This window comes from Paenibacillus baekrokdamisoli (assembly GCF_003945345.1).
GTDB lineage: Bacteria > Bacillota > Bacilli > Paenibacillales > Paenibacillaceae > Paenibacillus_Z > Paenibacillus_Z baekrokdamisoli.
The window spans coordinates 3,483,820-3,508,955 of sequence record NZ_AP019308.1 but is presented as its reverse complement, the minus strand read 5'-3'; the positions used below and the strand labels follow the sequence as shown (position 1 = coordinate 3,508,955).

The following is a 25,136-nucleotide window of genomic DNA, read 5'->3' as shown; positions in this document are numbered from 1 at the left end:
ATATTACGATGCAAAGCTCTGCAACACAAGATTGGAATGGAGACTTGGATGTGAATGTATCATTAATTTATGCTAAAATTTAGGGAAATCAGTTGAATTGAAAAAAATAGGAGGTCAAAACAGATGCAATCTAACCAGAAATTCTCCCCGGAGCCGGGTACGCTTGTCGTCATTACTTATAAAACAGGCGAATATGTAGGTGAAGTGGTAGAAGCAGGCTCCCCCCGATCACTTGTCAAAGTATTAGCTGTTCGCAAGCATCCTGAACAAGGTGATTTACATAATCCGTACAATCCCGATGTACCGATGTTTCATGAACGTCGGGCGCTTAGCTTTACAGAAAAGACGAACATCCTCGCTTCGGACATGGAACCTTTTCATGGGGAGGTTCCTGAGTATAAGGAATCCTTGAAGCAAGCATTGGCCGCGGATATTGCAGCGCTTGACCGATTGAAGCGATGGGCTGAGCGTGGCTTGGGGCAGCTTGAAGGGCTGGAGAAGGAATATAAGCTTTAGAATTAGAGCCATTGCCATGGATTAGATGTATTGAAATTTATTTTGGTTCCAAAAGAGAGATAAATGATTAAATATGAACAAAATGATAAGTCCTTCATGTAGGTATCCAAACCATCCTGTTATTATCAGAAGTATAAGAGACGAAATAGCAAAGATACTGGTTAGTTTGACTTCTTTTCTGAAGAGATAAAGAGTCATTCCTCTTGAAAAATACTGTAAGAAATAAGCGAATTGATCAACCCAATATATTGGAACGTGTAAATGAGAAATGGACAGATCGATGAGCTGTATATCGACAAAGAAAGTGGAATATTTGAAAATAATGCATGAAAATGGTGCTTTTTGACTAAGTAAATAATCGGTAATCCTCTCGTTACCCAACACTTCTTGAAGGATAATTATTCTGTACCGTCTAGCACGTTTTTGGTTGAGACGCGTATAATTAATTGTATGGGAGTGCACTCTTTGAAGACTCATGGAAATGGGGACGTACCGATTAAGGACGGGCTGGAGAAAACGCGTTTATTTATTGCGCTTATTGTTGTTTTAGTTCTAGTCAGCTCATCCCACAACTCCAGCTACAAGAAAAGCATCAGTTTTCTTCCAAACAACTTTAATATTCAAGATAATAATACAGGGAGGAACAGTCAGAAGGGAGAACAAGCCGTGGGAGTGAACGACTCGGACATGGTTAATTTACAACGACAATCGGGTATTAATGTGCAACTTTCCCCTTACAATGCTAAAGGCGATGGGGTTACGGATGACACAGCTGCAATTAATCGAGCTATTGAAGCAGCTGGTTATCTAGGTGCTTTGTATTTTCCAAAAGGAGTTTATAAGCTTACTAAAGCACCTGACTTTCGTAGTCGTCGTGTCATTGGTGCTGGTGTGGATCGAACCATACTTGTTCAACATACGGCAAGTGAGGCAGTTGTTATTACTGGCGAAGTGTATAGCTACCTTGCCGATATGACTCTTCAGCATGCGGATCGTTCAGCGCTTAGTCAAAAAGTTCCTCAAGGTGTTGGCGTGAATTTGCAGCGAGTAGGTTATGGTAGTGTACTCGAACGGCTGGAAATCAAAAATGTGACATCTGGTTTATATTGTGGAGAGTCTCTGACTGCGGGTAAGGGGAATTACGTATTCTCCACGAGTCTTCGTGATATTACAATTAGCGCATTTAGTCACTCCATGTCTTACATTCGTGGATCAAATACCGGAAATATATGGTCGAATATCCACGGTATGAACTGGGACAATGTGGAGCAGAAAACAAAGCTCACTGCTACTTGGGGCATGTACTTCCAAACGACCTCCAATGAACAATTGCGTCAAATTAACATTGAACATGGTATTTATACCACTGCAATTGAAGCTGTCGATGCACCCAATTTCATTATCGATAATATTCATATCGAAGGGTTTGTGCCTAAAGGAAATATCTCTTCCATCGTTAAAACCAACTATCACTCAAGTTTGAACATTCGAGGCTTATCGTTAACCTTCTCTACATTCTCCAAATCACTCTCTAACACAGTGGCCTTGTTCCAACTTAGCGATGACTCCACAATTACTGTGAACGGCATCGAAATTAAAGACAATACTATTGTTGGTACGATTAACTTACGGCGTCTCATAGCTGGCGGCACAGTGACGGCAGGTGCTAACTTACACATTGATAATATGCGAGTGACAGATGGATCCTTTCAAAATGGGGATTATGTCGACCCGTCTTACCAAGTAGCTACGCCGCTTGTGACTACGACACTTAAGACTTCACTGCAATAATAAAAGGACATTCCCAAAGAGGGTGTGTCCTTTTTATGACTAGACTTTTAGACTTTGGGCCTTTTTAACAGGAGTTATTCCGTACTTTACGAGTTCAGGAACCTTGACCTCCTTGACGAATAGAAAAGTGTCCCCTACATGGGACGTCTTTTCGATCAAGTTATCACTCAGAAATGTGATTAATCCTCCTTTCGTATTTAAGGTACCATCCCGCTATGATCCCAAATGTGATCCATACGACCATCATTCTAAAAGAGTCTACGTTAAAGCCACAGGCAAAGACTCCTACGATTAAACATAGTAATAGATTTATTTCTTTCTTCTCATTATTTGTTGCATCTTTTTTAGCATTCACGAGCCTTATCACAGATAAAGCCCATATTGAAAGCCAAATTAATAAACCTACTACACCAAGTTCTGCAAAAATTCGTGCATACATCCCGTGTACTTGAGCTGTACCGCCCAACTCAGCTTTCTCAATTTCGTATGATCCTGTTGTCCATTCCGGTATATATGATGCAAAATTAAATATAAATTGACCTTCACCTACACCAAAGAACGGGTGAGCTAACCCCATATTGACTGCAGTCATCTGCATACCTAACCTGGCAGTTGATGAATAACTCTCATCGCTCTCCATGGTGAAATCTGTAATCGATGATATCGTTTCTGTTACACTTTCCATTGCTGTCGATACCGCGCTTTGATTGTTATACCCGATCCAAAGTGACATAGCGATTAGAAACATGGTAACTGGAATAAGTCTTCTACTCATGACTTGTTTGAAAATAGTAGGGAAAAACACAAGACTTTGTAATAGTACAACTACATACATCGTACGGGACGTCGTGTAATAAATAGTAACTAAAAAGAGTAAAAATAAAATTTTATGCTTTCCATGCTTCAGTAACATATGAAGCAAGAAAGGATAGGCAAAAGCGGTATATATCCCGTACCAGCTAGGCTCACCCGATAATGTATGAATGCGTCCGGGGATATAAGGATTTCGGTTGACGAGATGTGAAATTAAATTAAATACTTCAAGAAACACTGAGATTCCAACTATTTTCCCCATTATCTCTATCACTCCAACAAAGACACACGCTTTTATGGAGTATATAACGAATTCCGAAATCCTTTCTATGGTTATCTCGCGCTTTACGATGACAGTAGAAATAAAGAGAACTAGAAAAATACCAACTGTTATCTCTAGCATTTGCTTGAAATACCTATATAATCCTACATCACTGTAATTTGCTGAATGATAAATACCAATGATATTGGCTACTCCAGATATTAAAGCCCAGTACAAGAAAAAAAGTAGCAATTTCACTATGAAACTATTGTGATAATACCTTTCTAGCAGTAGAACTCCAATTAATGGAGAAATTATCAAGTAGGGGTATAATCCTAATTCGAATAACATCTCATTCATACTCCCAAAATAAAAACAGTTGATTGGAAGTAGCAGTAATGACAGGAAAATAAATCTTTCATACTTTATACTTGGTTTATTACCGTATAATTGATCTCTAAAGAATAATTTGCTATTTGTCCTCATTCATTTGTTCCTCCAATTTGAGGAGTAACTTCATCAGGTTCAATACGGAAAAACTCAAAATATCGCTCATAAAGTATCTTACTACTTGATGTCAGACCTAAAGTGTATTGATCATCCGGTCGGTCTAATCGCATTTGTTCATGATTCTTATGCTGATCTGCGAGGTAGCGAGCGAATTCTATTAGTTTGTTCCTTCTAAACATAGCTTGCAAGTCCATCACTCCTTTTTTACATCGTAACACAAAAGATACATTTTGTATCTTATTAGTTACAAAATGTATTCGCGGATTGATGAAATGATTTAACGTCAGATGATGAGAGCACAAGTATAAGGATAATTCAAAAGCGGACAGGCTTGCAGTCTTCACCCAACATTCTTTTGGTATTGGATTTATTAAGTTTAATCAAGGAAATAATTTCCCTTAATAATTGATCGAAACTGGATTGGTGAAAATATTTGGAGGTATTATCAATTCTGGGATTAAGTCATAAAACAGTTAGAAGTAGCAGTTAGCTTACCTTATAGGATAAAGCGCTTTTGCGATTGCACCGAATGATACCTTCTTTGAAAATTCAGTAATTGTGTGGGTGATAATTGTTCTCTGTGGTATTCTATTTTAAGGGCGTTTTTACTCACTTACTTAGACTTGATGTATAAAAACAGAAGGGAGTTAGCGCTATATCTACGACACATTGTACAAATATAACAGTAATATTCGGACGGCGGTGTTAGGTGGCGCCTCGCTCAGTACATCAGTTAATAGAAGGAGTATTACCAACTTCAAAGGTGAGTTTGATGCAATTCGAGCTGCAAGTTGTATTGATACTGTAAAGGTCTAAGATGGTATCACAGTATCGTCAATAACTCAGTAGAGAATTACGTGGAGTAGTTTCTCAGAGCACATTTGAGCTAGGAGGGTTTAGAATCGAAAAGAAACGATTGATCATGGCCCGAGAACTCTATAAGGTTGCTCATTTGACGGGGACTTTTACGCTTCGATCCGGACAAGTGTCGAATGATTATTTTGACAAATATCTGTTCGAATCGGATCCAAGGCTTCTTGGTGCAATTGCTGCGGAGCTGTCAACACGCATTGCCGTGGGGACAGATGTACTTGCAGGACTTGAGATGGGCGGCATCCCGATCGCGACTGTGCTCTCGATGGAGACGAATATTCCCGCTGCTTTTGTGAGGAAGAAGGCGAAGGAATATGGAACCTGTAAGCTGGCTGAGGGGGCCGATATTAAGGGGAAACGCGTCTGTGTAGTTGAGGACGTTGTTACGACTGGCGGTCAAATCATAAGCAGCGTAATGGAATTGCGCGAGGCGGGAGCTATTGTTGAAGAGGTTGTTTGTGTGATCGAACGTCAACCAGAAGGTCGAAAGAAGCTTGAAGAGATCGGGTTGAAGCTGCACGCGCTCTTTACGATGCAAGAGCTTGTGGAAGCAGGGGAAATGAAGGGGTAGCGGTGAGCCATTGCGTTTCTTCAAAGGTTGATGAAAGCTGCATGTCCAAGCATAAGCTTGGATAAGCAGCGTCACTTGTGAATTTGTTCAAATATAAGAAAGTATAAGTTTCCTCTATACTTTGCTTATATTTCAGAAGGAAGAAACTTGCTTCGCCACCAAGGACGGCTTTAGCCGTTTCTTCTTGCTAGTTACACCTTGCACTCCTGTTTGAAGCGTGCTACAATGCATAAAGTGACTAACTGACCGAAATTGAAATTTGGTCATAAAGAGAATTGAAAATGAAGGAGGCAGCAGCCATGGAGCAGAAGAAACCAGTTGATCGCAGAACACAAATTGTAGAAGCGGCTGGCCAGTCCTTTGCCATGTTCGGCTACAAAGCGACGACAATGGAGCTTGTATCCAAAATTGCTGCAGTTGGCAAAGGTACGATCTACACATTCTTTCCAACCAAAGAAGATCTTTTTGGTGAAATTATTCGCCAGCTGACGCTCGAGCTTCGAATAGTTGCGGAACGAACGATTGACCACAAACGTCCTTTTTTTGAGAACCTAGCTGATGTTCTGTATGAGCTTCTTATATTTCGAGAGAAGCATGAACTTATCGTTAAGCTATCTCAAGAGGTTCGGGATATTGGGACCCCTATGGCCAAGGAAGGTATCGCTAAGATGGAGCAGGCGATTGTCCAGTTCATCCAGCAGCGTGTTTCGACTGCTGTACAGAAAGGTGAGCTGCGTCAGGTGGATGCAGAGCTAACGGCTTTTGTTATGATAAGGCTGTACTTGGCATTAGCGGTGGAATGGAGCAAGGAGCATGAGTCGCTGACGAAGGAAGAAGTGACGAGTTATTTTATCAGTTTGATGAAGAATGGTGTAGGTGCGAAGGTAGAAGAGTGTTAACTATTGAAAAATAGTGGCTAGCTGAGCTGCTTATTTTTTTGAGATAGATTGACTGCAATACTATATGGGTCAGTAATTCATGAAGCTGGAGGCGAAAGGCTATGAAAGGATTATCTTTATTCGGGAATGAAATTAGCCGGATCGTACGCGACCGTAAGCTTCTCATACCCATCATCGGCATTTTATTCATTCCTATTATGTACAGCGGGATGTTAATTGGGGTTAACTGGGATCCCTATGGAAAGCTAAGCAAGCTGCCGGTTGCCGTTGTTAATGAAGATGCGGGAGCGCAATTTGAAGGAAAGTCGCTGACGGTCGGTAATGATCTGGTAGAGCAGCTGAAGGAAAAGAAGGATTTCAAATGGGAATTTGTTGACAAGGCGAAGGCGGAGAAGGGGCTTGTGGATGGTAATTACTATTACGCGATTGAAATTCCCAAGGAATTCTCCAAGCAAGCGACCACCTTGCTAGATAAGAATCCACAGCCGGCTGCACTTCGTTATGTTACGAATGACAGTGAGAGCTATCTGGCTTCGAAGATCGGCCAATCTGCCATTACGAAGCTGCAAGCTGAGATATCCGCTCAGGTAACTAAGTCTTATGCTGAAGCGGTATTCAATCAAATTGGCGATGCTGCTGACGGTATAGCTAAAGCTAGTGACGGTGCGACCAAGCTGAGTGATGGAGCGTCGAGTGCCAAGCAAGGAGCGGAGCTGCTCCGTGATAATGTCGCGAAGCTGGCGAGCGGCACTAAGGATCTGCTTGGCGGCGTTAGCCAATTAGGTACAGGCGCAAGCAGCGTATCGGATGGAGCTGCTAAAGTAAGTACGGGAGCGGCGGCAATGTCCAGCGGGCTCGGAAAGCTTGAAGCTGCGGGCAAACAGCTCAGCAGTGGTGCAGATAAAGCGGCTGCAGCTGGTAAACAGCTGGAAGCTGGGCTTGCTTCAGCGCAGCAAGGCAGTGAGCAGCTGGCTGCAGGTGCCGCTAAACTTGAAGCGGCACTGGACGCATACGTCGCTGCACAGCCTGATGCTGCGGGGAATGCGACCTTGCAGCAGCTGCTGGGCGCTGCCAAAGCGGTATCCTCCGGCGCAGCCGAGCTGTCCGGCGGCAGCGCGAAGCTTGCCGCTGGAGCGACGCAGCTGCAGCAGGGGCAAACTTCCCTGCAGCAAGGGCTTGGCACGCTGCACGAGAAGCTCGCAGAGGCGTCGAAGAGCGGGGCCCAGCTTGCCGCGGGCGCGAAGGCAACAGCTGCAGGCGCCGCGAAGGTCGCAAGCGGCGCTGTAACAGCAAGCCATGGTGCGGCGAAGCTAGCTGATGGTTCTGGCAAGCTGGCTACCGGATCCGCTGAGCTAGCCAGCGGCACGAAGCAGCTCGCCGATGGATCCGCCGAGCTATCAGGCAAGCTTGGTGACGCTTCGCGTCAATCCGGTGACATCACAGGTTCCGATGCCTTATATGATATGTTTGCCAAGCCGGTACAAGTCGATGAGACCAAATTAACGGAAGTACCGAACTACGGCACAGGCTTCACACCGTACTTCCTATCACTAGGTTTGTTCGTCGGGGCGTTACTCTCCACGATGGTCATGTCTTTCCGTGAGACAACGATTACTCCGCGTTCCAGTTGGAGCTGGTTCTTGAGCAAAGCCTTATTATTCGGACTTGTCGGAGTTGTGCAAGCACTTATAGCGGATGCGATTCTTCTATATGGTATCGGGCTGCATGTGAATCATATGGCTGCCTTTATTGGTTTTACTTTATTGACGAGTGTTACGTTCATGATGATTATTCAATTCTTGGTTGCGGCATTTGATCAACCAGGTCGGTTTATTGGGGTTATTCTGCTTATTCTCCAATTGACAGGCAGTGGAGGCACTTATCCATCTGAGCTAGTGCCAACATGGCTCAGTAATATTCGTGAATGGCTGCCAATGACATACACGATCTCGGCTTTCCGCGAGATTGTAACAGGCAATGAGCTGCTTACAGCAGGGAGTAGTGCGTTCCATGTTGCATTATTTGCAATCGTGAGTGCAGCCTTATCGCTAGTGGTGTATACGATCATGTTCCGCAAAAACAAACGCACCGCAGCAACAAGAGACGTTGCTTTGTCAGCCTAGGTTAAACAACACTCCGCTTTCGAGCTAAATAATCGTAAATGTTTTTCCTAACAAAAACCACCTCCGCGATGAATCATGAAATTCATGATTCTGCGGAGGTGGTTTTTTTCAAACTATTTTCTAACTATCAGAAAGTATAAAATTCGCTTATTCTTTTCGGCTCTAAATCATTATCAGTGCTTACCCTCTCGGCTAACCTAGCGAAGCGGACGGAATCGTTCTGAAGAAGCGATAGCGTTCGCCTTTGTCTCCGTATTTCTACCCTTAAGGGATAGATTCAAAAAATAGGGAGACAACAGCGATCGTAAGAATGATCCGGCAGCAAAGCGGGCTTCGAATGATCCGTCCGCGCAGCGGGCTTCTACGAACAATACTTCAAATTTTTACCGTTTCTTCTTGTTTTCCATAATAGTTAGGAAATGATTATTTATTAACAAAAACAGTTTGAATCGGTTTTCTGTAGATAACCTGATAACCAAGTCCTTTGGAAAGTGCCGCTAGCGGCAGGTAAGTAACCTGTGAGCTGCCGACCTTTTGCAAGTATGCGGGTGTTTCAAGGGGAATGACCTGACCATTTACATTCATGGTCTTTGCACCGATGGTAAAGGAAACCTGCTTATCACCAGCCTTCAAAGTGGCTGTTCTAGCCTTGTTATCCCAGGAAAGAGTGGCATTCATCGCTGTTGCAATATCACGCATCGGCAGAAAAGTTGTGCTATTTTTGACGATTGCCGTATTTGCTCCAGACAGTGTTATGCCCTTGACTACCACGCGTAAAGGAACGCCCGTCGGCAATGCTGCCGGCTCTCGATATTCGTTCCAGATTCCCTTCGCGAATGCTTTGCCGATTTGCTCATAACCTGTTTGCTTCGGATGAATATCACCACGCAGGATGTAGGTATATGCAAGCTCGTTGCCCTTGAAAGGCTCCGATACATCAACTGACTTCACATTCAGGCCTTCCTGACGGAGCTTAGCGGCCAATGCTTCATCCTGCTCCCTTAGCTTCTTCACAGCATCCAGGAGTACGGCATATTGCTCCTCCGTTACTGCTTTATTGATAGCGGATGGCTTAGGAACAGGTAAATATTGATCAGCGAAGATAACCTGTGTTGTTCCATTAATAGAGAAGATCATTCGTAATGAGGCTTCAAGTGAACTGTTGTAATCACTCAGCATCGTATCCAATCGTGCTCCAAGCTGCTCAGCTGTCATTGGGCTTTTCTTGATCTCTTCGAGGATACCGGTAAAATCATTGCCTCCAATTGTCATGACAACAATATTGGCTTGCTCTAGCGCACTGCATAAATTTGAGGATTTTGCAATCATTTCCGAAGCAAGGGGATAACTGGATAAGTTCGGCTGAACTTGTTCCGCTGTTGCTGTTGTGCCATTCACAGCGGCATCCAGCCAGCCTTTAAGTCCCGTGGATTTTAATCCAAGCACCCCATAATTCTGCAAATCAGCACGAGAATGATAAAGAGCTTGCTCGTATACGCGATCAACATATCCGTATGGGATTGCTCCTACCTGCATGCCAAGCTCATACCCGGCAGTTAAGGAATCACCAACTGCAACGATATGGAGCTGATCTGCTGCCTCAGCGGTTACTGCACTGTTTGCGTAAGGAATTTGATTCGGTGCTGCTAATCCGGATGCTTGAAAGTTAGACGCTGCCTTGTTTGAAGCTCCTGAGGCGAAAGCGGCCCCTGCACTTACCGAGGCTGCAAGCAGTGCAGCCGCTGTCAATGAAATGGCTAGCCGCCGTGATTTCCTTAAGTTACTATACAATCCACACACATCCTTTGTTATAGTAAAAGTATAATTAAAAAGCGTTTTAGTCTATTCTGAGGTGAGTTGATGCCCATCCAGATAAAGATTCTCTTATCAGCACCATAAAAATATTAAATTGATATCGTTTTGACAGGATGTTAAAATAAAATAATAACGAAAATGCGAAAAAGTGCTACTTTACTTGAGGATGCTGACCATTATGGCATGCTATGCAGCCGTAGACAGCGTTTTTTTTATCCCCGTAAGCAGTTTGTGAACAGCGAGAGCGTTGTTTCACACCCTCTTGTTCAATTTCCGGCTGTTTGATATGCTATATCCTTACGTGTACTTTCATTCTAAGCGATAAATCGCCAAAAATGAAGCGGGGCCTCATGAATATTGTTTATCAAAAATTTCTCATAGAAAGGTTGCAACCAATGAAAGAGAATCGTTTGGGATTGCCACCGAAGCAAGGTCTATATGATCCGCAGTTTGAGAAAGACGCTTGCGGCATGGGCTTTGTGGCCAACATCAAAGGGAGAAAGTCGCATTCAATTATTCGCCAGGCGCTCACGGTGCTCGAGAACATGGAACATCGCGGAGGTCAAGGCAGTGAGCCGAATACAGGTGATGGAGCAGGGATCATGCTTCAGCTTCCACATACCTTCTTCGCGCGCGAACTGAAGAGCCAAAATATTGAACTGCCGGCAAGCGGAGAGTATGCGGTAGGCATGCTGTTCTTGTCGCAGGACGAGAAGCTGCGCGATAAACATGAACGTGAATTGGAAGCAATCATTCGTGAGGAAGGCCAAACATTCATTGGTTGGCGTACGGTTCCTACTAATGATGAGAAACTTGGAACTTCTGCAATTGCGGCTAAACCGTTTGTTCGCCAAGTTTTCATAGGGAAGAACGCTGAGCTTAAGGATGAGCTGGCATTCGAGCGCAAGCTGTATGTCATCCGCAAACGTGCGGAGCATGCGATCCGTTACTCCGGTGATGTAGGAGCAGACAGCTTCTATTTCTCCAGCTTATCGAGCAAGAAAATCGTATATAAAGGGATGCTTACAACGGAGCAGGTTCGTTCGTTCTATCTGGATCTGAATGACGAGTCTGTTGAAACCGCCCTTGCACTTGTGCACTCCCGTTTCTCAACGAATACATTCCCAAGCTGGGAGCGCGCGCATCCATACCGTTATATGATTCACAATGGTGAGATTAATACGCTTCGCGGAAACGTGAACTGGATGCATGCCCGTCAAACGCTTTGTGAGAGCGAATTGTTTGGCGATGATATGGAGAAAATTAAACCAATCATTGATCCAGATGGCTCGGATACCGCGATGTTTGATAACACGCTGGAATTCTTATACCTCTCTGGCCGTTCCCTGCCTCATGCAGCCATGATGATGGTGCCTGAACCATGGTCGAACCACGAAGCTATGAATGATGAGAAGAAAGCTTTTTACGAATATCACAGCTGTTTGATGGAGCCGTGGGATGGACCAGCTGCAATGGGCTTTACAGATGGTACACAAATTGGCGCGATTCTTGACCGTAATGGTCTGCGTCCAGCGCGTTATTATGTGACCAAGGATGATGTTATTATTCTTGGCTCTGAAGCAGGAACGGTTCCTATTGAACCGGAAAACATTCTATATAAAGATCGACTTCGCCCAGGTCGTATGCTGCTTGTTGATACCAAAGAAGGCCGCATCGTACCTGACGAAGAGGTAAAAGCAAAGATTGCTGAAGAGCATCCATACCGAGAATGGCTTGATGAGCATTTGGTTGGTTTGGACGATTTGCCAGAAGCACCTGAGCTGCCAGAACCGGATCATAATACGGTAGAGCGGCGTCAGCAAGCATTTGGTTATACGTTCGAGGACCTGCGTAAAGTGCTTGAGCCTATGGCGGGCAGCGGTATAGAGCCGATTGCTTCCATGGGTTATGATGCACCACTTGCTGTTCTATCCGAACGCCCTCAGCGTTTATATAATTATTTCAAGCAAATGTTCGCTCAAGTAACGAATCCACCAATTGACGCGATTCGCGAAGAGATCATTACGGCAACCGGCACAACGCTAGGACCTGAGCGCAATTTGCTCAAACCTGAGCCAGAGAGCTGTCGTCACATCCGTCTTGCATCGCCGGTTCTGTCGAATGAAGAGTTTGCTAAGCTGCGCCATGTGCGTCGTCCTGGATTCAAGTCCATTACGCTTCCTATTCTATTCGAAGCATCGGAAGGCGAAGCAGGAATTCGTGCTGCGATTACGCAAATGTGTGAAGCAGCAGATCGTGTTATGGCAAAAGGCCATAATGTATTGATCCTCTCTGACCGTGGAGTGGACCGTGAGAATGCAGCAATTCCAGCGCTTCTTGCTGTATCTTCACTTCATCATCACTTGATCCGTCAAGGTACGCGTACGAAAGTAAGCTTGCTGCTCGAATCTGGTGAGCCTCGCGAAGTGCATCATTTTGCATTGCTGCTTGGTTATGGCGTAAGTGCAGTAAATCCTTACCTGGCTTTCGAGACGCTTGATGATATGATTCGTCAAGGGCTTCTCAGAGGGGTTACTCACGAGAAAGCAGTCAAGAACTTCATTAAAGCTGCAACGAAGGGTGTCGTTAAGATTTTGTCCAAGATGGGCATCTCGACGATTCAATCCTACCGCGGAGCACAAATTTTTGAAGCAGTCGGTCTGAAGCCAGAGCTAGTGGATGAGTACTTCACATGGACTACGACTCGTATTGGTGGGATCGGCCTTGATGTTATTGCCGAAGAGACACTGAAGCACCATAACCGTGCGTTCTCTGAGCAAGAGGGCCGCGTGAAGGAGCTTGACTCCGGCGGTGAATACCAATGGCGTAAAGACGGCGAAGATCATTTATTCAGCCCGCAGACGATTCATACGCTGCAAATGGCTTCCCGCTCGAATGATTACAAACTATATAAGAAATTCTCTGCGTTAGTGCAGGGTGAAGATAAGAAACATCTGACGCTTCGTTCGCTGCTTGACTTCAACTACGATGCTGATCCAGTACCATTAGAAGAAGTGGAGTCGGTTGAGTCGATCGTCAAACGTTTCAAAACTGGGGCAATGTCCTATGGTTCGATCTCGAAGGAAGCGCATGAATCGCTAGCGATTGCGATGAACCGCATCGGCGGTAAGTCCAATACAGGTGAAGGCGGAGAGAATCCAGCGCGTTTCATTAATGACGAGAACGGGGATTCCCGTCGCAGTGCGATTAAACAAGTAGCTTCTGGCCGTTTCGGCGTAACAAGCAACTATTTGGTTAATGCAGACGAAATCCAAATCAAGATGGCACAAGGTGCGAAGCCAGGTGAAGGCGGTCAGCTGCCAGGACGTAAAGTATACCCTTGGGTTGCTGAAGTTCGTGGATCTACACCAGGTGTAGGCCTCATCTCGCCTCCGCCGCATCATGATATTTATTCGATCGAGGATTTGGCAGAGCTTATTCATGATCTTAAGAATGCTAACCCTCGTGCCCGTATCAACGTGAAGCTGGTTTCTGAAGCAGGCGTAGGTACAATCGCAGCTGGTGTTGCTAAAGGTCGTGCTGACGTTATCCTAGTAAGTGGATACGATGGCGGAACAGGCGCGTCGCCGCTTGCATCGATCCGTCATGCGGGTATGCCGTGGGAGCTGGGACTTGCGGAGACGCACCAAACACTCATGCTCAACAATCTTCGTGATCGTGTAGTCGTTGAAACAGACGGCAAAATCATGAATGGTCGTGACCTTGCGATCGCAACATTGCTAGGAGCAGAGGAATACGGCTTCTCCACTGCACCGCTTGTCGTGCTTGGCTGTATTATGATGCGTGTCTGTCAGCTGGATACTTGTCCAGTCGGTGTTGCCACACAAAATCCAGAACTTCGTAAGAAGTTCATGGGCGATCCAAGCCATGTTGCGAACTATATGCTATTCGTAGCGCAAGAGCTTCGTGAGATTATGGCAGAGCTTGGTTTCCGTAAGATTACAGATATGGTTGGTCGTGTTGAGCGACTTCAGACCAAATCTCTTATCGATCACTACAAACTTAAAGGCATCGACTTGACGCCGCTTCTATATCAAGCGGAGCTGCCGAATGATGCAGTCCGTTACAATGTACAGCAGCAGGATCACAAGCTTGAAGAGTCGCTTGATATGCAGGAGCTTATGGGCCTTGCACAGCCAGCGCTTGAGAGCGGTGAGACGATTCGTGCAACACTTCCGATTCGCAACACGAATCGCGTTGTCGGTACGATTGTAGGAAGTGAAGTTACACGTCGCTACGGAGCGAAGGGCTTGCCTGATGATACAATTAACTTCCACTTTGTTGGATCTGCTGGTCAAAGCTTCGGTGCTTTCGTACCGAAAGGAATAACGCTATCGCTCGAAGGCGATTCCAATGACTATGTGGGTAAAGGATTATCCGGCGGTAAAATTATCGTCGCACCTTCACCGCAGGCCACTTTTAAAGCAGAAGAGAATGTTATCATAGGTAACACAGCTTTCTACGGAGGAACGAATGGTGAGGCTTATATCCGCGGTATTGCGGGAGAACGTTTCGCTGTACGGAACTCTGGGGTGAAGGTTGTTGTCGAGGGTGTCGGCGATCATGGCTGTGAGTATATGACAGGTGGCCGCGTTGTTATTCTAGGCGCTACAGGCCGTAACTTTGCAGCAGGTATGTCCGGCGGTGTCGCATATGTATTAGATGAGGCAGGAGACTTCTATAAGCACTGTAATATCGAGATGGTATTGCTAGAGCGCGTTGAAGAGTCAGCAGATGCGGCAGAGCTGCATGAGATGCTTGAACGTCATGTTCAGTACACAGGCAGTGCGGTCGGCGACCGCGTCTTAGCGGATTGGGACACATACCGTGCCAAATTCGTGAAGATCATTCCGAAGGATTACAAACGGATGCTGGAGCAAATCGATAAGATGGAACAGTCCGGTCTTGTCGGTGAAGATGCACTTCTCGCTGCTTTTGAAGCGAATATGAAAGAATTAGCTCGCGTAGGCGGGAATTAATAGGAGAGACCGAGCGTCCACAGACGCTCGGTCTCTTTGTATATAAGAATGCTGATCTAAGTTATTAAGTTGTTATAATAACCAGTCATTTTCTTGCTGAACTGGTCCCAACTGCATGTCCTCGCAAATTCCCAGCCAATTCTGCCCATTGCTAATCTTTTATCCGGATGATTGGCCAAATACTCAATCGCCTGAGAGAGATCATGAGTAACTTGATCAGGACTATGAACTTTAATTTTCATGCCTACCTGTTGGGGGACAAAATCCCTTATTCCTTGATGGTCGAGTCCAATGATAGGTAGGCCGAATGCCATCGCTTCAAGAACCTGACTTCCAAAAGAATCTCTCAAGCTTGTGAATAGAAATGCATCTGATGACAGATAGTAGCCTCTTAATTCCTCCCAAGGAAGCTCACCTTTATATTCTATACGATCTTTAACGTTATATTTTTGTATCCAACTCTGGATTTTGCTCGCGTATTGACCTCCACCGATAATAGTGAGCTTGACTGTTATTGTGCTGGCTACTTTTGATATAGCTTCTAACGCCAAATTCAAGGCCTTCCTAGGCATTATTCTTCCTACCCATAGAAGATGGAGACACGAAGGATGGGATACTCTTTGAGGCAAGGTATCAGGGTAGAATTCCTCGGGTAGGGAAGAATCCAGACAAAGCATCACTTTATTGGAGCCACCTAGCTTATTGATCATGTCAAAGGTATCTGTGTTTGTTGCCAGTATCAGATTAGAATGATGAATTGTCCAACGAATTAATGGATTAAGGGCGGAGAGCTTACAACGAAACAAAGTTCGGAGTGATTCGGTGAACCATTCCTGTTCAAAATATTTCTTAAACGCTGAAGGTGCAAACTGTCCTCCTCCAACAGGTCCAAATACAAAAGGTTTTCTTAACTTCCACATCCATGAACCTCCTTGTAAACTTCCGAGGGTCACATGATGTACAACATCGAAGTTTATTTCTTTATCCCATACTGTTGCTACCTTGTAGGCTTTCCATTGCCAATAGTAATAGTTTAAGAAGTAGCCGACAAAAGAAATATGTCGAATGCGTTGAGAATCTTGAATGTATATGAAATGTAGATTAGTGAGCTGCAACATATTTAGCTTTTCTTCTATTTTGGCTTTGAACTCAAGCTTAGTAAGCACCCATAGCTCGTTGTCACCTTGTCTGGCCAGATGTATGGCTGAATTCCAGCCTATACCCGGCTCAGAGCCCTTGCCTGGTTCGCACATGAATGCGGATAATAGTATTCTCATGTCTATTACCTCCAAATGGATGACCTAATTGACAATGATACAATAAGTAACATATACTATTTTTTGTAAACGATTTGTATCATAACTAGGAGGAAAAAAAGTGAATTTAAAGGATTCAGTCAGACTAGGATCGGACAAGCTTCGAATGGTTATTATTGTTATGATTTCAATCGTACTGGTGTTTACTCTACAGGGAGCAGCATCGGCAAAGGGGAAAGGCATTACCTATAATAAACATGGTGTAATCGTTATGCATAAAGAGCTCTATCATGTAAAAGAAGGTCAGAGATATGCGGCGGTGACTGTGGAGCGTCTTGGAGGATCAATGGGAAATGTAACTGTAGATTATTGCTTATGTGACTTAACAGCTAAAAAAGGAAGTGATTTCCTAGGATCTAGCGGCACGATAGCCTTTAGGAATGGTGAGCGAACTAAACGAATTCAGCTAAAAATTATTGATGATCAGATCATTGAAGGCATGGAAACCTTTCGGGTAAAGCTTATGAATCCGAAGGGCGGAGCTGTGATAGGCAAGCCTGGCGAAGCTATTGTAGAGATCATCGATAACGATAATAATGTAGTCGTAGCGTAAAATAATAAGCAAATCAAAGCCCTCATCGGTATATCAACGAGTGAGGGCTTTAATTTACTTGTTCATGTTCTAGCCTTGAATTTCAGCTGGTTCGAGTTCAAGCTGAACCAACGAATCGTCGTTAAGTGGACTCGGTATCTGGGTTCTGCCAAGTAAATAATCTGTTGTAACCTGAAAGAGGGTAGCAATGCTTCTTATCGTTCGATAATCTGGAAAACGACGGTTTTTCTCATAATGAGAAAGTGAGGATGAAGAGATACCAAGTAGTTTCGCTAATTGATTTTGTTTTATTGCATGCTTTTTACGTAATAAAGTTATCCTGCTCCCAATTTCATCCATATTTATCCTCCCATCTACCAAAAAGCACTTTGAGAAATAGTGTATCAAAAAATTGATATACATGATACCTTCAAAACGCTCATCATTCACTTTAAGATACAATATGTATAGTTACCCCTGCGATTCTCTCCAATTAACTGAGTTTATACTATTCTATTAAAGTTCATGATTCCCATGCCTAAATACACAATTTAACTAACTTTTATCGAAAACAACTTTTAGAAATAGACTTGACATGATACAATATGTATCGTAAATTAACTTTAGCGCAATGTTACAAACTGTATACTTTTCGTCAATTTAGGTTAGGTGGTGTTAGTAATAGAAACAGTAAGAAGCTCAAGGATTTTAGATGTAAATTCGGAATCATATCCTCCACGGTCGATTACATCTAAGGATCTCATTGCACAGCAGGATGTATATGGACTGTCGGACTCGGAATTTGTGGAAGAATTAGGAATAGTGAACCCAATAGGATTTTACCAGAAACTGATCTTTGTACTGAAGTTATTAAAGCGATGGCTGATATTACTTATCATCTTCCCGTTGCTCTGCGGCACTGCAGCTTGGGCCTATAGCAACTATTATGTAGTTCCCTTATTCGCTGCCAAGTCGACTCTATTAGTACAACCACAGAATATTAGCTCGCAAAATATGTACAACAGCATCATGGGTAATCAGCAACTAATCAAGACTTATGAGGGGCTAATCAAAACACGAACGATCGCTTTAGATGTATCTCGCAGATTAGATAATAAGGTAACACCTGAGCGAGTGTTGGAAAATTTGGGGGTCAAAACATCAAATGTAACTTTCTTGATTACCTTGACCTATACCGATACGAATCAAGAACGTGCAGTAAGAGTAGTGAATGAGGTAGCTCGTTCCTTCGCTAAGAATGTTGGTGTATTCGTTAATCTAGATAATGTAATGATTGTCGATGAGGCTGTTCCGCAGAAAGACGCATCCCCTGTAAGTCCACAAATTGTTACTAACACTCTTCTGGGATTCGCTTTGGGATTGCTGCTCTGTATATTGCTTGTTGTAGTAGTAGAAGCACTTAAGGGTCTAATGAAGCTATTGCAAGATGCCGAGAGGAACTTCAAAGCAGAGGGGCGGAGAATGTAAATGAAGTCGGTCGTACCTGTTACCAGTCAAACGAAGGCACAGGATAAATCGTCCCTTTACGAACTTTATATCAAGGCAGTTGTTGATTACCTACTTGCATTGTTGATATTCATCCCTGCGTTGCCATTCCTCGTGCTTGTATTCTTTCTTATAAAATGGAGTTCGCCTGGAACGCCAATCTTTAGACAACCACGAGTTGGGAAGAATGGCAAACCATTCACCATCTATAAATTCCGGACGATGTATATCGACGTTCCCAAAGAGGGTCACTCTCCAACCTCTGGCAGTGATCGGAGAATTACACCTCTAGGAAGGCTGTTACGAAAAACGAGTATTGATGAGCTGCCGCAGTTAATCAACATCTTGCGTGGAGAGATGAGCTTTATCGGGCCGAGACCCGAGCAGAAGTCGATTGTAGACACTTGCTATACCGAATACGAGAAGCAACGGTTTTGTGTGAAACCTGGGCTCACTGGGCTTTGGCAGATAAGTGAGGATCGAACGAAACCTATCCATCATAATCTACAGCATGATTTTGAATATATTAATCATCTGTCTGTCGTAATGGATCTCTCGATTCTCTATAGAACGCTACGTGTGATCGTTCGCAGTAATACACATTAAGAGATGAGAGATTACATAGGGAGATGTGAAGTCTGATGATTAGCCGTTTCCGGGACAGCCTGCTGCTGAAGAATACAATGTGGATGTTTGCCGGACAGGGATTCAAGATTTTACTTCAAGCGGCATATTTCATTATTATCGCACGGACCTTAGGAGTTAATGGCTATGGAATTTTTGTGGGAACAGTATCCCTGGTGGCCATTCTAGCGCCGTTCTCAAGCTTAGGTCGCGGTGAACTGCTGGTTATGAATGTTTCTAGAGATCCTGATGTATTCAGAACCTATTGGGGTAATGCAATCCTCATGACCTTCATTTCAGGTATTATACTGACATCCATTACGTTTCTGGCAGCGCAATATGTGCTTCCCGCTTCGGTACATCCAATGTTGATCTTCTGGATTGCTATATCTGATTTGATACTATATCGGATTCTGGACATCAGCGGTCAATCTTATCAAGCAATGCAGAAGCTGAAACGGACAGCGCAGATTCAAGTGACACTTGGAGTATTACGTTTAATCGGAGCTGTCGCGTTGATCCTTCTGTTACCAACAAAAACTCCTGAGACCTGGGGCTTCCTTTACTTCATGAGTACGTTGATTTGTATGTTGTTCGCACTAACTATAGTTATTCGCGAGCTGGGTATTCCGAAGGTTCAATTTCGCAAGTTAATCGAAGAGCTTAAGCAAGGTTTTTACTTCTCAATTAGTCTATCATCTGTTGTGATCTATAACGATATCAACAAGACAATGCTTGTACGATTCGGAGATTTACAGTCAGCCGGTATCTTCTCCGCTGCCAGTCGAATAATGGATGTGACGTTGACACCTCTAAGATCGCTCATGAGTGCAACCTATGCGAAGTTTTTTAAAGAAGGAGAGCAAGGAATCGGAGGGAGTTTAGCTTTGACCCGGAAGCTTCTACCCGTAGCCGTCATTTACAGCGCTATGGCGGGAATCGGTATCTACATATTTGCTCCTTATCTACCTTGGATACTAGGAAATGATTATAAACTGGCTGTCGAAGCTATAAGATGGCTCGCAATCATTCCTTTTCTAAAAAGTATTCAAAGCTTCGCAGCTGATACGCTCACTGGAGCTGGTTATCAAGGAACGCGCTCAGGAATTCAAGCATCCGTTGCTATTATGAATGTGATTGCCAATCTGATAGTTATTCCTATCTACTTGTGGAGAGGAACAGTAGTCGTAACCATTGTGACGGAAATAATATTGGCGATTTGTTATTGGACATCCATTTATCTGCTGAATCAGAGAAGGCTCTCTTTGAGCACAGTGTCTGAATAATCTGGAGGACAGAAAAGTGACCATTCATACACTTCAAGCCGGATTTCGCTCGTTTTATAGATATAAGGCCATCCTCATCAAGGTACTTCATTCGCTTGAACAGTTCTATATATTGCTTGCTCTCTTGTTGTTTAGCCAGTCATTCCTGACCATTCTTCAGGGAGGCAGTGCAGCGGAGAGCATAACGGATGGAAATCCGCTCGTTCAGAAAATCTGGGCTTTCATTTATGCCGTTGCTTTATTATTGTGCTGTATTAGGTGGAGGGCTGTCATCATTGTCATTCGACAGGATAAATTGCTGCTGCTGCTCACTTTTGTGGTTATTTTATCCCTCACGTGGTCCGCAGCACCTGAGATGACACTTCGTCGATCCTTTGCTCTTATTGGTACGAATCTCTTCGGACTTTATATGGCCATTCGTTTCAGCTTGAAGCAGCAATTTAAGCTAGTAAGCCGTATGCTGTTGGTTGTCATCGTATTCAGCTTCCTATTCGGACTATTCTTGCCTCAATATGGCGTAATGAGCGACAACAGAGGAACGGCTTGGCAGGGAGTCTTATCTCATAAAAATCAGCTAGGTAGGTTAATGTGCTTCAGCTCCGTCCTGTTTTTTGTCTTTATGTTCAATAAAGGGGAAAAGAAAAAATTAATATGGTTAGGGTTAGGCGGGTCTTTTCTTTTGATGCTTCTTTCAACTTCCAAGACAGCATTGGTAATCATGCTTGTCCTGCTTATGCTTATCCCTTTCTTACAATCGTTTCGTTGGAATATCAGCATAGCGGTCCTTTATTGGATGTTTGCCCTGTTAATAGCTGGAGGAGCAATATCCTTACTGTTTAGTAATGCTGATCTTCTGTTAAGTCTAATGGATCGTGATGTCACCTTAACAGGGAGAACCGATCTATGGGCGGCGGTATGGGAGATGATAAAGCAGCGACCATTGCTTGGCTATGGCTATAACGGATTCTGGCTAGGGCTTGATGGTGAATCTGCTTATGTATGGTTGGTTACAAAGTGGGATCCTCCACATTCACATAATGGATTACTTGATGTATGGCTTGATCTTGGGGTAGTAGGTGTCATCCTTGTTCTGCTTCACATGATTAGGGGCTTTAAACTTGGCGTTACTTACATTCGGCAAACACGTACAATTATTAGTTTTTGTCCCCTTCTCTACTTCATGTTTATGTTTTTATACAACTTGACAGAGAACACCATTCTTAGACCAAATAGTGTCTTCTGGGTATTGTATGTATCCATAAGTCTATCGTTGTCCATTGCTATACGTCGGCATAAAAGGAAGGAAAATAAGGGTGGGATAGTATGATGAACTTGTCGATCTGCATCTTAACTTACCGGAGGAATGAGGGTTTAAGGCGACTCTTCCAGGGACTTCGGCAGTTATCCTTTCAACGTAATCCTATGCCCAATATTCGAATCATTGTCGTTGATAATGATCCTGCCGGTGAAGGAGCAAGATACGTAGAAGAGGAAATAGGCGATTTTCCATGGCCGATTACTTGTAAGGTAGAAAGAGAGAAAGGCATATCTTATGCCAGAAACACTGCCTTATTAATGGCGGTGGAAAATAGTGAGTTTGCAGTTTTCATCGATGATGATGAAGTGCCGGAGCCACAATGGCTAGACGAGTTAATGGATGCCCAGCAGAAGTTTCAGGCAGATGTTGTAGCTGGTCCCGTGCTGCCGCAGTTTCCGGAGGATGCACCGCAGTGGAGTAAGAGAGGTGGCTTTTATGATCGACAACGATTTCAAACTGGGCAGGAGCTACCTTTTGCAGCGTCAGGGAATGTTCTTATACGTTCAAGCATGCTAAAAACATTCTCCTCGTGGTTTGATAAGCGCTTCGCTTTAACTGGCGGTGAAGATACGCACTTTTTTATGAGAATTAGTCAAGCAGGCTATCGAATTGTCTGGTCCAATGAAGCTGTCGTGTTTGAGCCAGTACCTCATAATAGACTTCAAATTGGATGGTTAATGCGGAGGTCTTATCGTACTGGTATTACATATGTGCAATGTGAGCTAGAAATTAAGGGGAATTGGAAGACTACATTGCTTCGAATAGGCAAGGCCTTTCTTCGAATTATTCAAGGAACCGTGTATATGCCTGTTGCTATTCTAGGAGGCAGGATACCTTTTACAAGATCGCTGCTGCTGCTTTGTCGTGGTTTAGGCATGCTAGCTGGTATGAGCGGGTTACGCTTCTATGAATATCAAAATCAAAAAGGGGCATTAAAGCAATTGCAGTCCAATAGAAAATAAATCATTCGTGGAGGTATAACATGAACATTGTCGTAACAGGTGCTGCTGGTTTCTTAGGCTCCCATCTAACTAAGGAGCTGCTTATGAAAGGAAATCATGTTATTGGAGTTGACAATTTATCAACCGGCAAAATTTCGAATTTGGATACTTGCTTTGAAAGTAAGAATTTTTCATTCATTGATTATGATGTCTCAGATCAAAGAGTGATTGAGGTATTGGAGAATTATAAGGTTAAAATCCATGGCATCTATCATTTGGCCTCACCAGCTTCACCGAAGTTTTATCAGAGTGCCCCATTCGAAACCATCTCCATTAATACGGATGGAACACGCAATATGCTTGAGCTTGCAAAACGTAAAGCAGCTAAATTAGTGTATGCCAGTACAAGCGAGGCATACGGAGATCCCGAGCAGCATCCCCAATCAGAAACCTACAACGGAAATGTGAATACTTGGGGGCCGCGGGCCTGCTATGACGAAGCTAAGCGGCTAGGTGAAGTTTATTGTTACGAGTATTATTCTAGATTTGGTGTTGAAGTGAAGGTAGCACGGATATTCAATACTTATTCGGCAGGGCTGAGAAACGACGACGGACGCGTCATCTCTAATTTTATAACACAAGCTCTAATGGGTGCTGATATTACGGTATATGGGGATGGCTCGCAAACACGTTCCTTCTGTTATGTAGATGACAATGTTAGAGGATTACAGCTCTTAATGGAATGCGCTGAGGCAACGGGTCAAATTATTAATATTGGTAACCCAATTGAGTACCAAATTATTGAGGTTGCTAACCTAGTATTAGAGCTGACAGGATCCTCTAGTTCAATTACCTATCACCCCTTGCCTGAAGATGACCCTAAGGTTCGCAGACCCGTTATTGATAAAGCAATTAACCTTCTTGGGTGGGAGCCAAAAGTGGATCTCAAAGATGGATTAATGCACACGATCGAAGCTTATCGAAGAAATTTGATTTTCCAATAATCAGAAATAAGAGGTGGCATATGAATATAGTATGTATCGGGTCTGGTTATGTAGGTAGTGTGACAGGAGCAGCTTTCTCTGCATTAGGTTATAAGACGACAGTCATAGATATCAATGAGAGTAAGGTTGCCCTTCTAAATTCAGGCCAAAGTCCCATCTATGAGCCGGGCTTAACGGAGCTTATCCGTGCTTATATCGGGAAGACATTATTTGCAACGACTTCTTATGAGGCGGTTAAGAGCGCTGATGTCATCTTTATCGGAGTGGGAACACCTTCAAGGCCAGATGGAAGTGTAGATCTTTCTTACATTAAAGCGGCCGCAGGCAGTATCGGTAAGTCATTGAGTCGGGATCGATTCACCGTTATTGTCAACAAGTCAACGGTTCCTGTTGGGACGGCCGACTTAGTATCATCAATCATTGAGAAAGAGTCTGGGCTTAGAGCGGAGCATCAGTTTACGGTTATTAGTAACCCGGAATTCCTTAGAGAAGGTTATGCTTTGGAGGATGTGTTCTTCCCGGACCGGATCATTATTGGTTCGGTTCATCACGCAGCAAAGGATAGAATGAGGCAGCTATATAATTCCATTGTTTACCGTGAAGGTTATGAAGCAGCAGCAAAGTATTTCTACTTCAAGCATAACCCTGAAGCGCCTCAAGCCAAATATTTTGAAACGGATACGAAGAGCTCGGAAATGATTAAATACGCTGCGAATGCTTTTCTAGCAGTGAAGATCAGTTATATCAACGAAGTGGCTCGTTTATGCGAATCATTGGGAGCGAATGTACCGGATGTCGCACGAGGAATGGGAATGGATTCTCGTATCGGAGAGAAGTTTCTTGAAGTTTCGAGTGGATGGAGTGGAAGCTGTTTTCCTAAGGATACAGCTGAATTCCTGCACACAAGTCAACAGTATGGTAGCGAACTTACGCTCGTAAAGACGGCGATGCAATCGAATGAACGGATGCATGCCTATGTGGTTGAGAAGATTCAACATCGTCTCAAGTCTCTACATGGCAAAAGTATATGTATCTTGGGATTAACGTTTAAGCCTAATACGGATGATGCTCGAAAAACGCAAGCCTCTTACATTATAGCAAGATTAATTGAGCTGGGTGCTCATGTTAAAGTACATGACCCTCAAGGCATGGAAATGTTCCGATCTCTGAATAGCAGCCTGAGTGTTGAGTTCTGCAAGTCACCTCAAGAAGCGGCGGAAGAGACAGATATGGTTGTGTTGTTGACCCATTGGGCTGATTATCAACGCTTGGATTGGACCAAGGTAGCAAAAAGAATGAAGCATCCTTTTTTATTCGATACACGTAACGTTCTGGAGCACCATGAGATGGAGCGCGCTGGATTCCAGTATGAAGGTCTTGGGCTTCGTAAGTATCAAGATTTGAAAGTATCTGAGCTCACGAAGCTACTTGTTTAA

Annotated in this window: 19 protein-coding genes; 14 read left to right on the top strand and 5 right to left on the bottom strand. The window is 43.8% G+C overall.

Annotation, left to right across the window (positions count from 1 at the left end):
- Positions 1–123: 123 nt before the first annotated feature.
- Together kapB and EKN16_RS15795 are read left to right on the top strand one after the other, a co-directional pair.
- On the top strand, positions 124–516 hold the full coding sequence (gene kapB, locus EKN16_RS15800) for a kinase-associated lipoprotein KapB (protein WP_125659019.1): 393 nt from the start codon (positions 124–126) through the stop codon (positions 514–516).
- A 465-nt stretch (positions 517–981) separates the two neighbouring features.
- Positions 982–2,307, top strand: coding sequence for a glycosyl hydrolase family 28-related protein (locus tag EKN16_RS15795; RefSeq protein ID WP_197719132.1), 1,326 nt, complete (start codon positions 982–984; stop codon positions 2,305–2,307).
- Positions 2,308–2,470: 163 nt separating this feature from the next.
- Here EKN16_RS15795 and EKN16_RS15790 read toward each other — a convergent pair whose 3' ends face one another.
- Both EKN16_RS15790 and EKN16_RS15785 read right to left on the bottom strand, forming a co-directional pair.
- Positions 2,471–3,640 (bottom strand): O-antigen ligase family protein, encoded by a 1,170-nt coding sequence (locus EKN16_RS15790; RefSeq protein WP_164522812.1) that lies wholly within the window; start codon positions 3,638–3,640, stop codon positions 2,471–2,473.
- 224 nt (positions 3,641–3,864) lie between these two features.
- The gene (locus EKN16_RS15785; RefSeq protein WP_125659010.1) at positions 3,865–4,080 is read right to left on the bottom strand and encodes a hypothetical protein; all 216 of its coding nucleotides are present in this window, start codon (positions 4,078–4,080) and stop codon (positions 3,865–3,867) included.
- A 734-nt stretch (positions 4,081–4,814) separates the two neighbouring features.
- On the opposite strand from EKN16_RS15785, the gene pyrE reads away from it, so the two are divergent.
- The 3 genes from pyrE (at position 4,815) to EKN16_RS15770 (ending at position 8,358) form a co-directional block, all read left to right on the top strand.
- Positions 4,815–5,336: an orotate phosphoribosyltransferase gene (gene pyrE / locus EKN16_RS15780; protein ID WP_125659007.1), complete on the top strand. Its 522-nt coding sequence runs from the start codon at positions 4,815–4,817 to the stop codon at positions 5,334–5,336.
- Between the two features lie 299 nt (positions 5,337–5,635).
- Entirely contained in the window at positions 5,636–6,235 is a 600-nt protein-coding gene (locus tag EKN16_RS15775) for a TetR/AcrR family transcriptional regulator (protein ID WP_125659004.1), read from the top strand.
- Between the two features lie 101 nt (positions 6,236–6,336).
- Entirely contained in the window at positions 6,337–8,358 is a 2,022-nt protein-coding gene (locus tag EKN16_RS15770) for a YhgE/Pip domain-containing protein (protein WP_125659001.1), read from the top strand.
- A 423-nt stretch (positions 8,359–8,781) separates the two neighbouring features.
- Here the strand turns inward: EKN16_RS15770 and EKN16_RS15765 are convergent, their stop codons facing one another.
- The gene (locus tag EKN16_RS15765; RefSeq protein ID WP_125658998.1) at positions 8,782–10,149 is read right to left on the bottom strand and encodes an SGNH/GDSL hydrolase family protein; all 1,368 of its coding nucleotides are present in this window, start codon (positions 10,147–10,149) and stop codon (positions 8,782–8,784) included.
- Positions 10,150–10,568: 419 nt separating this feature from the next.
- Between EKN16_RS15765 and gltB the strand changes: the two genes are divergently transcribed.
- The gene (gene gltB, locus EKN16_RS15760; protein WP_125658995.1) at positions 10,569–15,173 is read left to right on the top strand and encodes a glutamate synthase large subunit; all 4,605 of its coding nucleotides are present in this window, start codon (positions 10,569–10,571) and stop codon (positions 15,171–15,173) included.
- Between the two features lie 56 nt (positions 15,174–15,229).
- On the opposite strand, the gene EKN16_RS15755 is transcribed toward gltB, so the two are convergent.
- Positions 15,230–16,450, bottom strand: coding sequence for a glycosyltransferase family 4 protein (locus EKN16_RS15755; RefSeq protein WP_125658992.1), 1,221 nt, complete (start codon positions 16,448–16,450; stop codon positions 15,230–15,232).
- A gap of 100 nt (positions 16,451–16,550) precedes the next feature.
- Here EKN16_RS15755 and EKN16_RS15750 point away from each other — a divergent pair, with 100 nt between their 5' ends.
- Positions 16,551–17,042, top strand: coding sequence for a Calx-beta domain-containing protein (locus tag EKN16_RS15750; protein ID WP_125658989.1), 492 nt, complete (start codon positions 16,551–16,553; stop codon positions 17,040–17,042).
- A 69-nt stretch (positions 17,043–17,111) separates the two neighbouring features.
- Here EKN16_RS15750 and EKN16_RS15745 read toward each other — a convergent pair whose 3' ends face one another.
- A complete protein-coding gene (locus EKN16_RS15745) occupies positions 17,112–17,381 on the bottom strand; it encodes a helix-turn-helix domain-containing protein (RefSeq protein WP_164522811.1) in 270 nt (89 codons plus the stop codon).
- A gap of 462 nt (positions 17,382–17,843) precedes the next feature.
- Between EKN16_RS15745 and EKN16_RS15740 the strand changes: the two genes are divergently transcribed.
- From EKN16_RS15740 to EKN16_RS15710, 7 genes are read left to right on the top strand one after another with little or no spacing between them, the layout of a single operon-like run.
- Entirely contained in the window at positions 17,844–18,509 is a 666-nt protein-coding gene (locus EKN16_RS15740) for a YveK family protein (protein WP_164522810.1), read from the top strand.
- On the top strand, positions 18,510–19,133 hold the full coding sequence (locus EKN16_RS15735) for a sugar transferase (protein WP_125658982.1): 624 nt from the start codon (positions 18,510–18,512) through the stop codon (positions 19,131–19,133).
- 35 nt (positions 19,134–19,168) lie between these two features.
- Complete coding sequence (locus EKN16_RS15730) at positions 19,169–20,437, top strand: oligosaccharide flippase family protein (protein WP_125658978.1); 1,269 nt, start codon at positions 19,169–19,171, stop codon at positions 20,435–20,437.
- A gap of 16 nt (positions 20,438–20,453) precedes the next feature.
- Positions 20,454–21,764 carry an O-antigen ligase family protein gene (locus EKN16_RS15725; RefSeq protein ID WP_125658976.1) on the top strand — a complete coding sequence of 437 codons (1,311 nt, stop codon included), beginning with the start codon at positions 20,454–20,456 and terminating at the stop codon, positions 21,762–21,764.
- Positions 21,761–22,717, top strand: a complete 957-nt coding sequence (locus EKN16_RS15720; RefSeq protein ID WP_125658973.1) for a glycosyltransferase family 2 protein — start codon at positions 21,761–21,763, stop codon at positions 22,715–22,717. Before EKN16_RS15725 ends, EKN16_RS15720 begins: the two co-directional genes overlap by 4 nt.
- A gap of 20 nt (positions 22,718–22,737) precedes the next feature.
- Positions 22,738–23,700, top strand: a complete 963-nt coding sequence (locus EKN16_RS15715) for an NAD-dependent epimerase/dehydratase family protein (protein WP_125658970.1) — start codon at positions 22,738–22,740, stop codon at positions 23,698–23,700.
- A 20-nt stretch (positions 23,701–23,720) separates the two neighbouring features.
- A complete protein-coding gene (locus tag EKN16_RS15710; protein ID WP_125658967.1) occupies positions 23,721–25,136 on the top strand; it encodes a UDP-glucose dehydrogenase family protein in 1,416 nt (471 codons plus the stop codon).

What these genes read in the sequence shown, in the direction of transcription:
- EKN16_RS15745 (WP_164522811.1), bottom strand. Translation starts at nt 17,381, where the DNA reads ATGGATGAAATTGGGAGCAGGATAACTTTATTACGTAAAAAGCATGCA.
- EKN16_RS15710 (WP_125658967.1), top strand. Translation starts at nt 23,721, where the DNA reads ATGAATATAGTATGTATCGGGTCTGGTTATGTAGGTAGTGTGACAGGA.
- EKN16_RS15775 (WP_125659004.1), top strand. Translation starts at nt 5,636, where the DNA reads ATGGAGCAGAAGAAACCAGTTGATCGCAGAACACAAATTGTAGAAGCG.
- EKN16_RS15735 (WP_125658982.1), top strand. Translation starts at nt 18,510, where the DNA reads ATGAAGTCGGTCGTACCTGTTACCAGTCAAACGAAGGCACAGGATAAA.
- EKN16_RS15770 (WP_125659001.1), top strand. Translation starts at nt 6,337, where the DNA reads ATGAAAGGATTATCTTTATTCGGGAATGAAATTAGCCGGATCGTACGC.
- gltB (WP_125658995.1), top strand. Translation starts at nt 10,569, where the DNA reads ATGAAAGAGAATCGTTTGGGATTGCCACCGAAGCAAGGTCTATATGAT.
- EKN16_RS15720 (WP_125658973.1), top strand. Translation starts at nt 21,761, where the DNA reads ATGATGAACTTGTCGATCTGCATCTTAACTTACCGGAGGAATGAGGGT.
- EKN16_RS15730 (WP_125658978.1), top strand. Translation starts at nt 19,169, where the DNA reads ATGATTAGCCGTTTCCGGGACAGCCTGCTGCTGAAGAATACAATGTGG.
- EKN16_RS15715 (WP_125658970.1), top strand. Translation starts at nt 22,738, where the DNA reads ATGAACATTGTCGTAACAGGTGCTGCTGGTTTCTTAGGCTCCCATCTA.
- pyrE (WP_125659007.1), top strand. Translation starts at nt 4,815, where the DNA reads ATGGCCCGAGAACTCTATAAGGTTGCTCATTTGACGGGGACTTTTACG.
- kapB (WP_125659019.1), top strand. Translation starts at nt 124, where the DNA reads ATGCAATCTAACCAGAAATTCTCCCCGGAGCCGGGTACGCTTGTCGTC.
- EKN16_RS15755 (WP_125658992.1), bottom strand. Translation starts at nt 16,450, where the DNA reads ATGAGAATACTATTATCCGCATTCATGTGCGAACCAGGCAAGGGCTCT.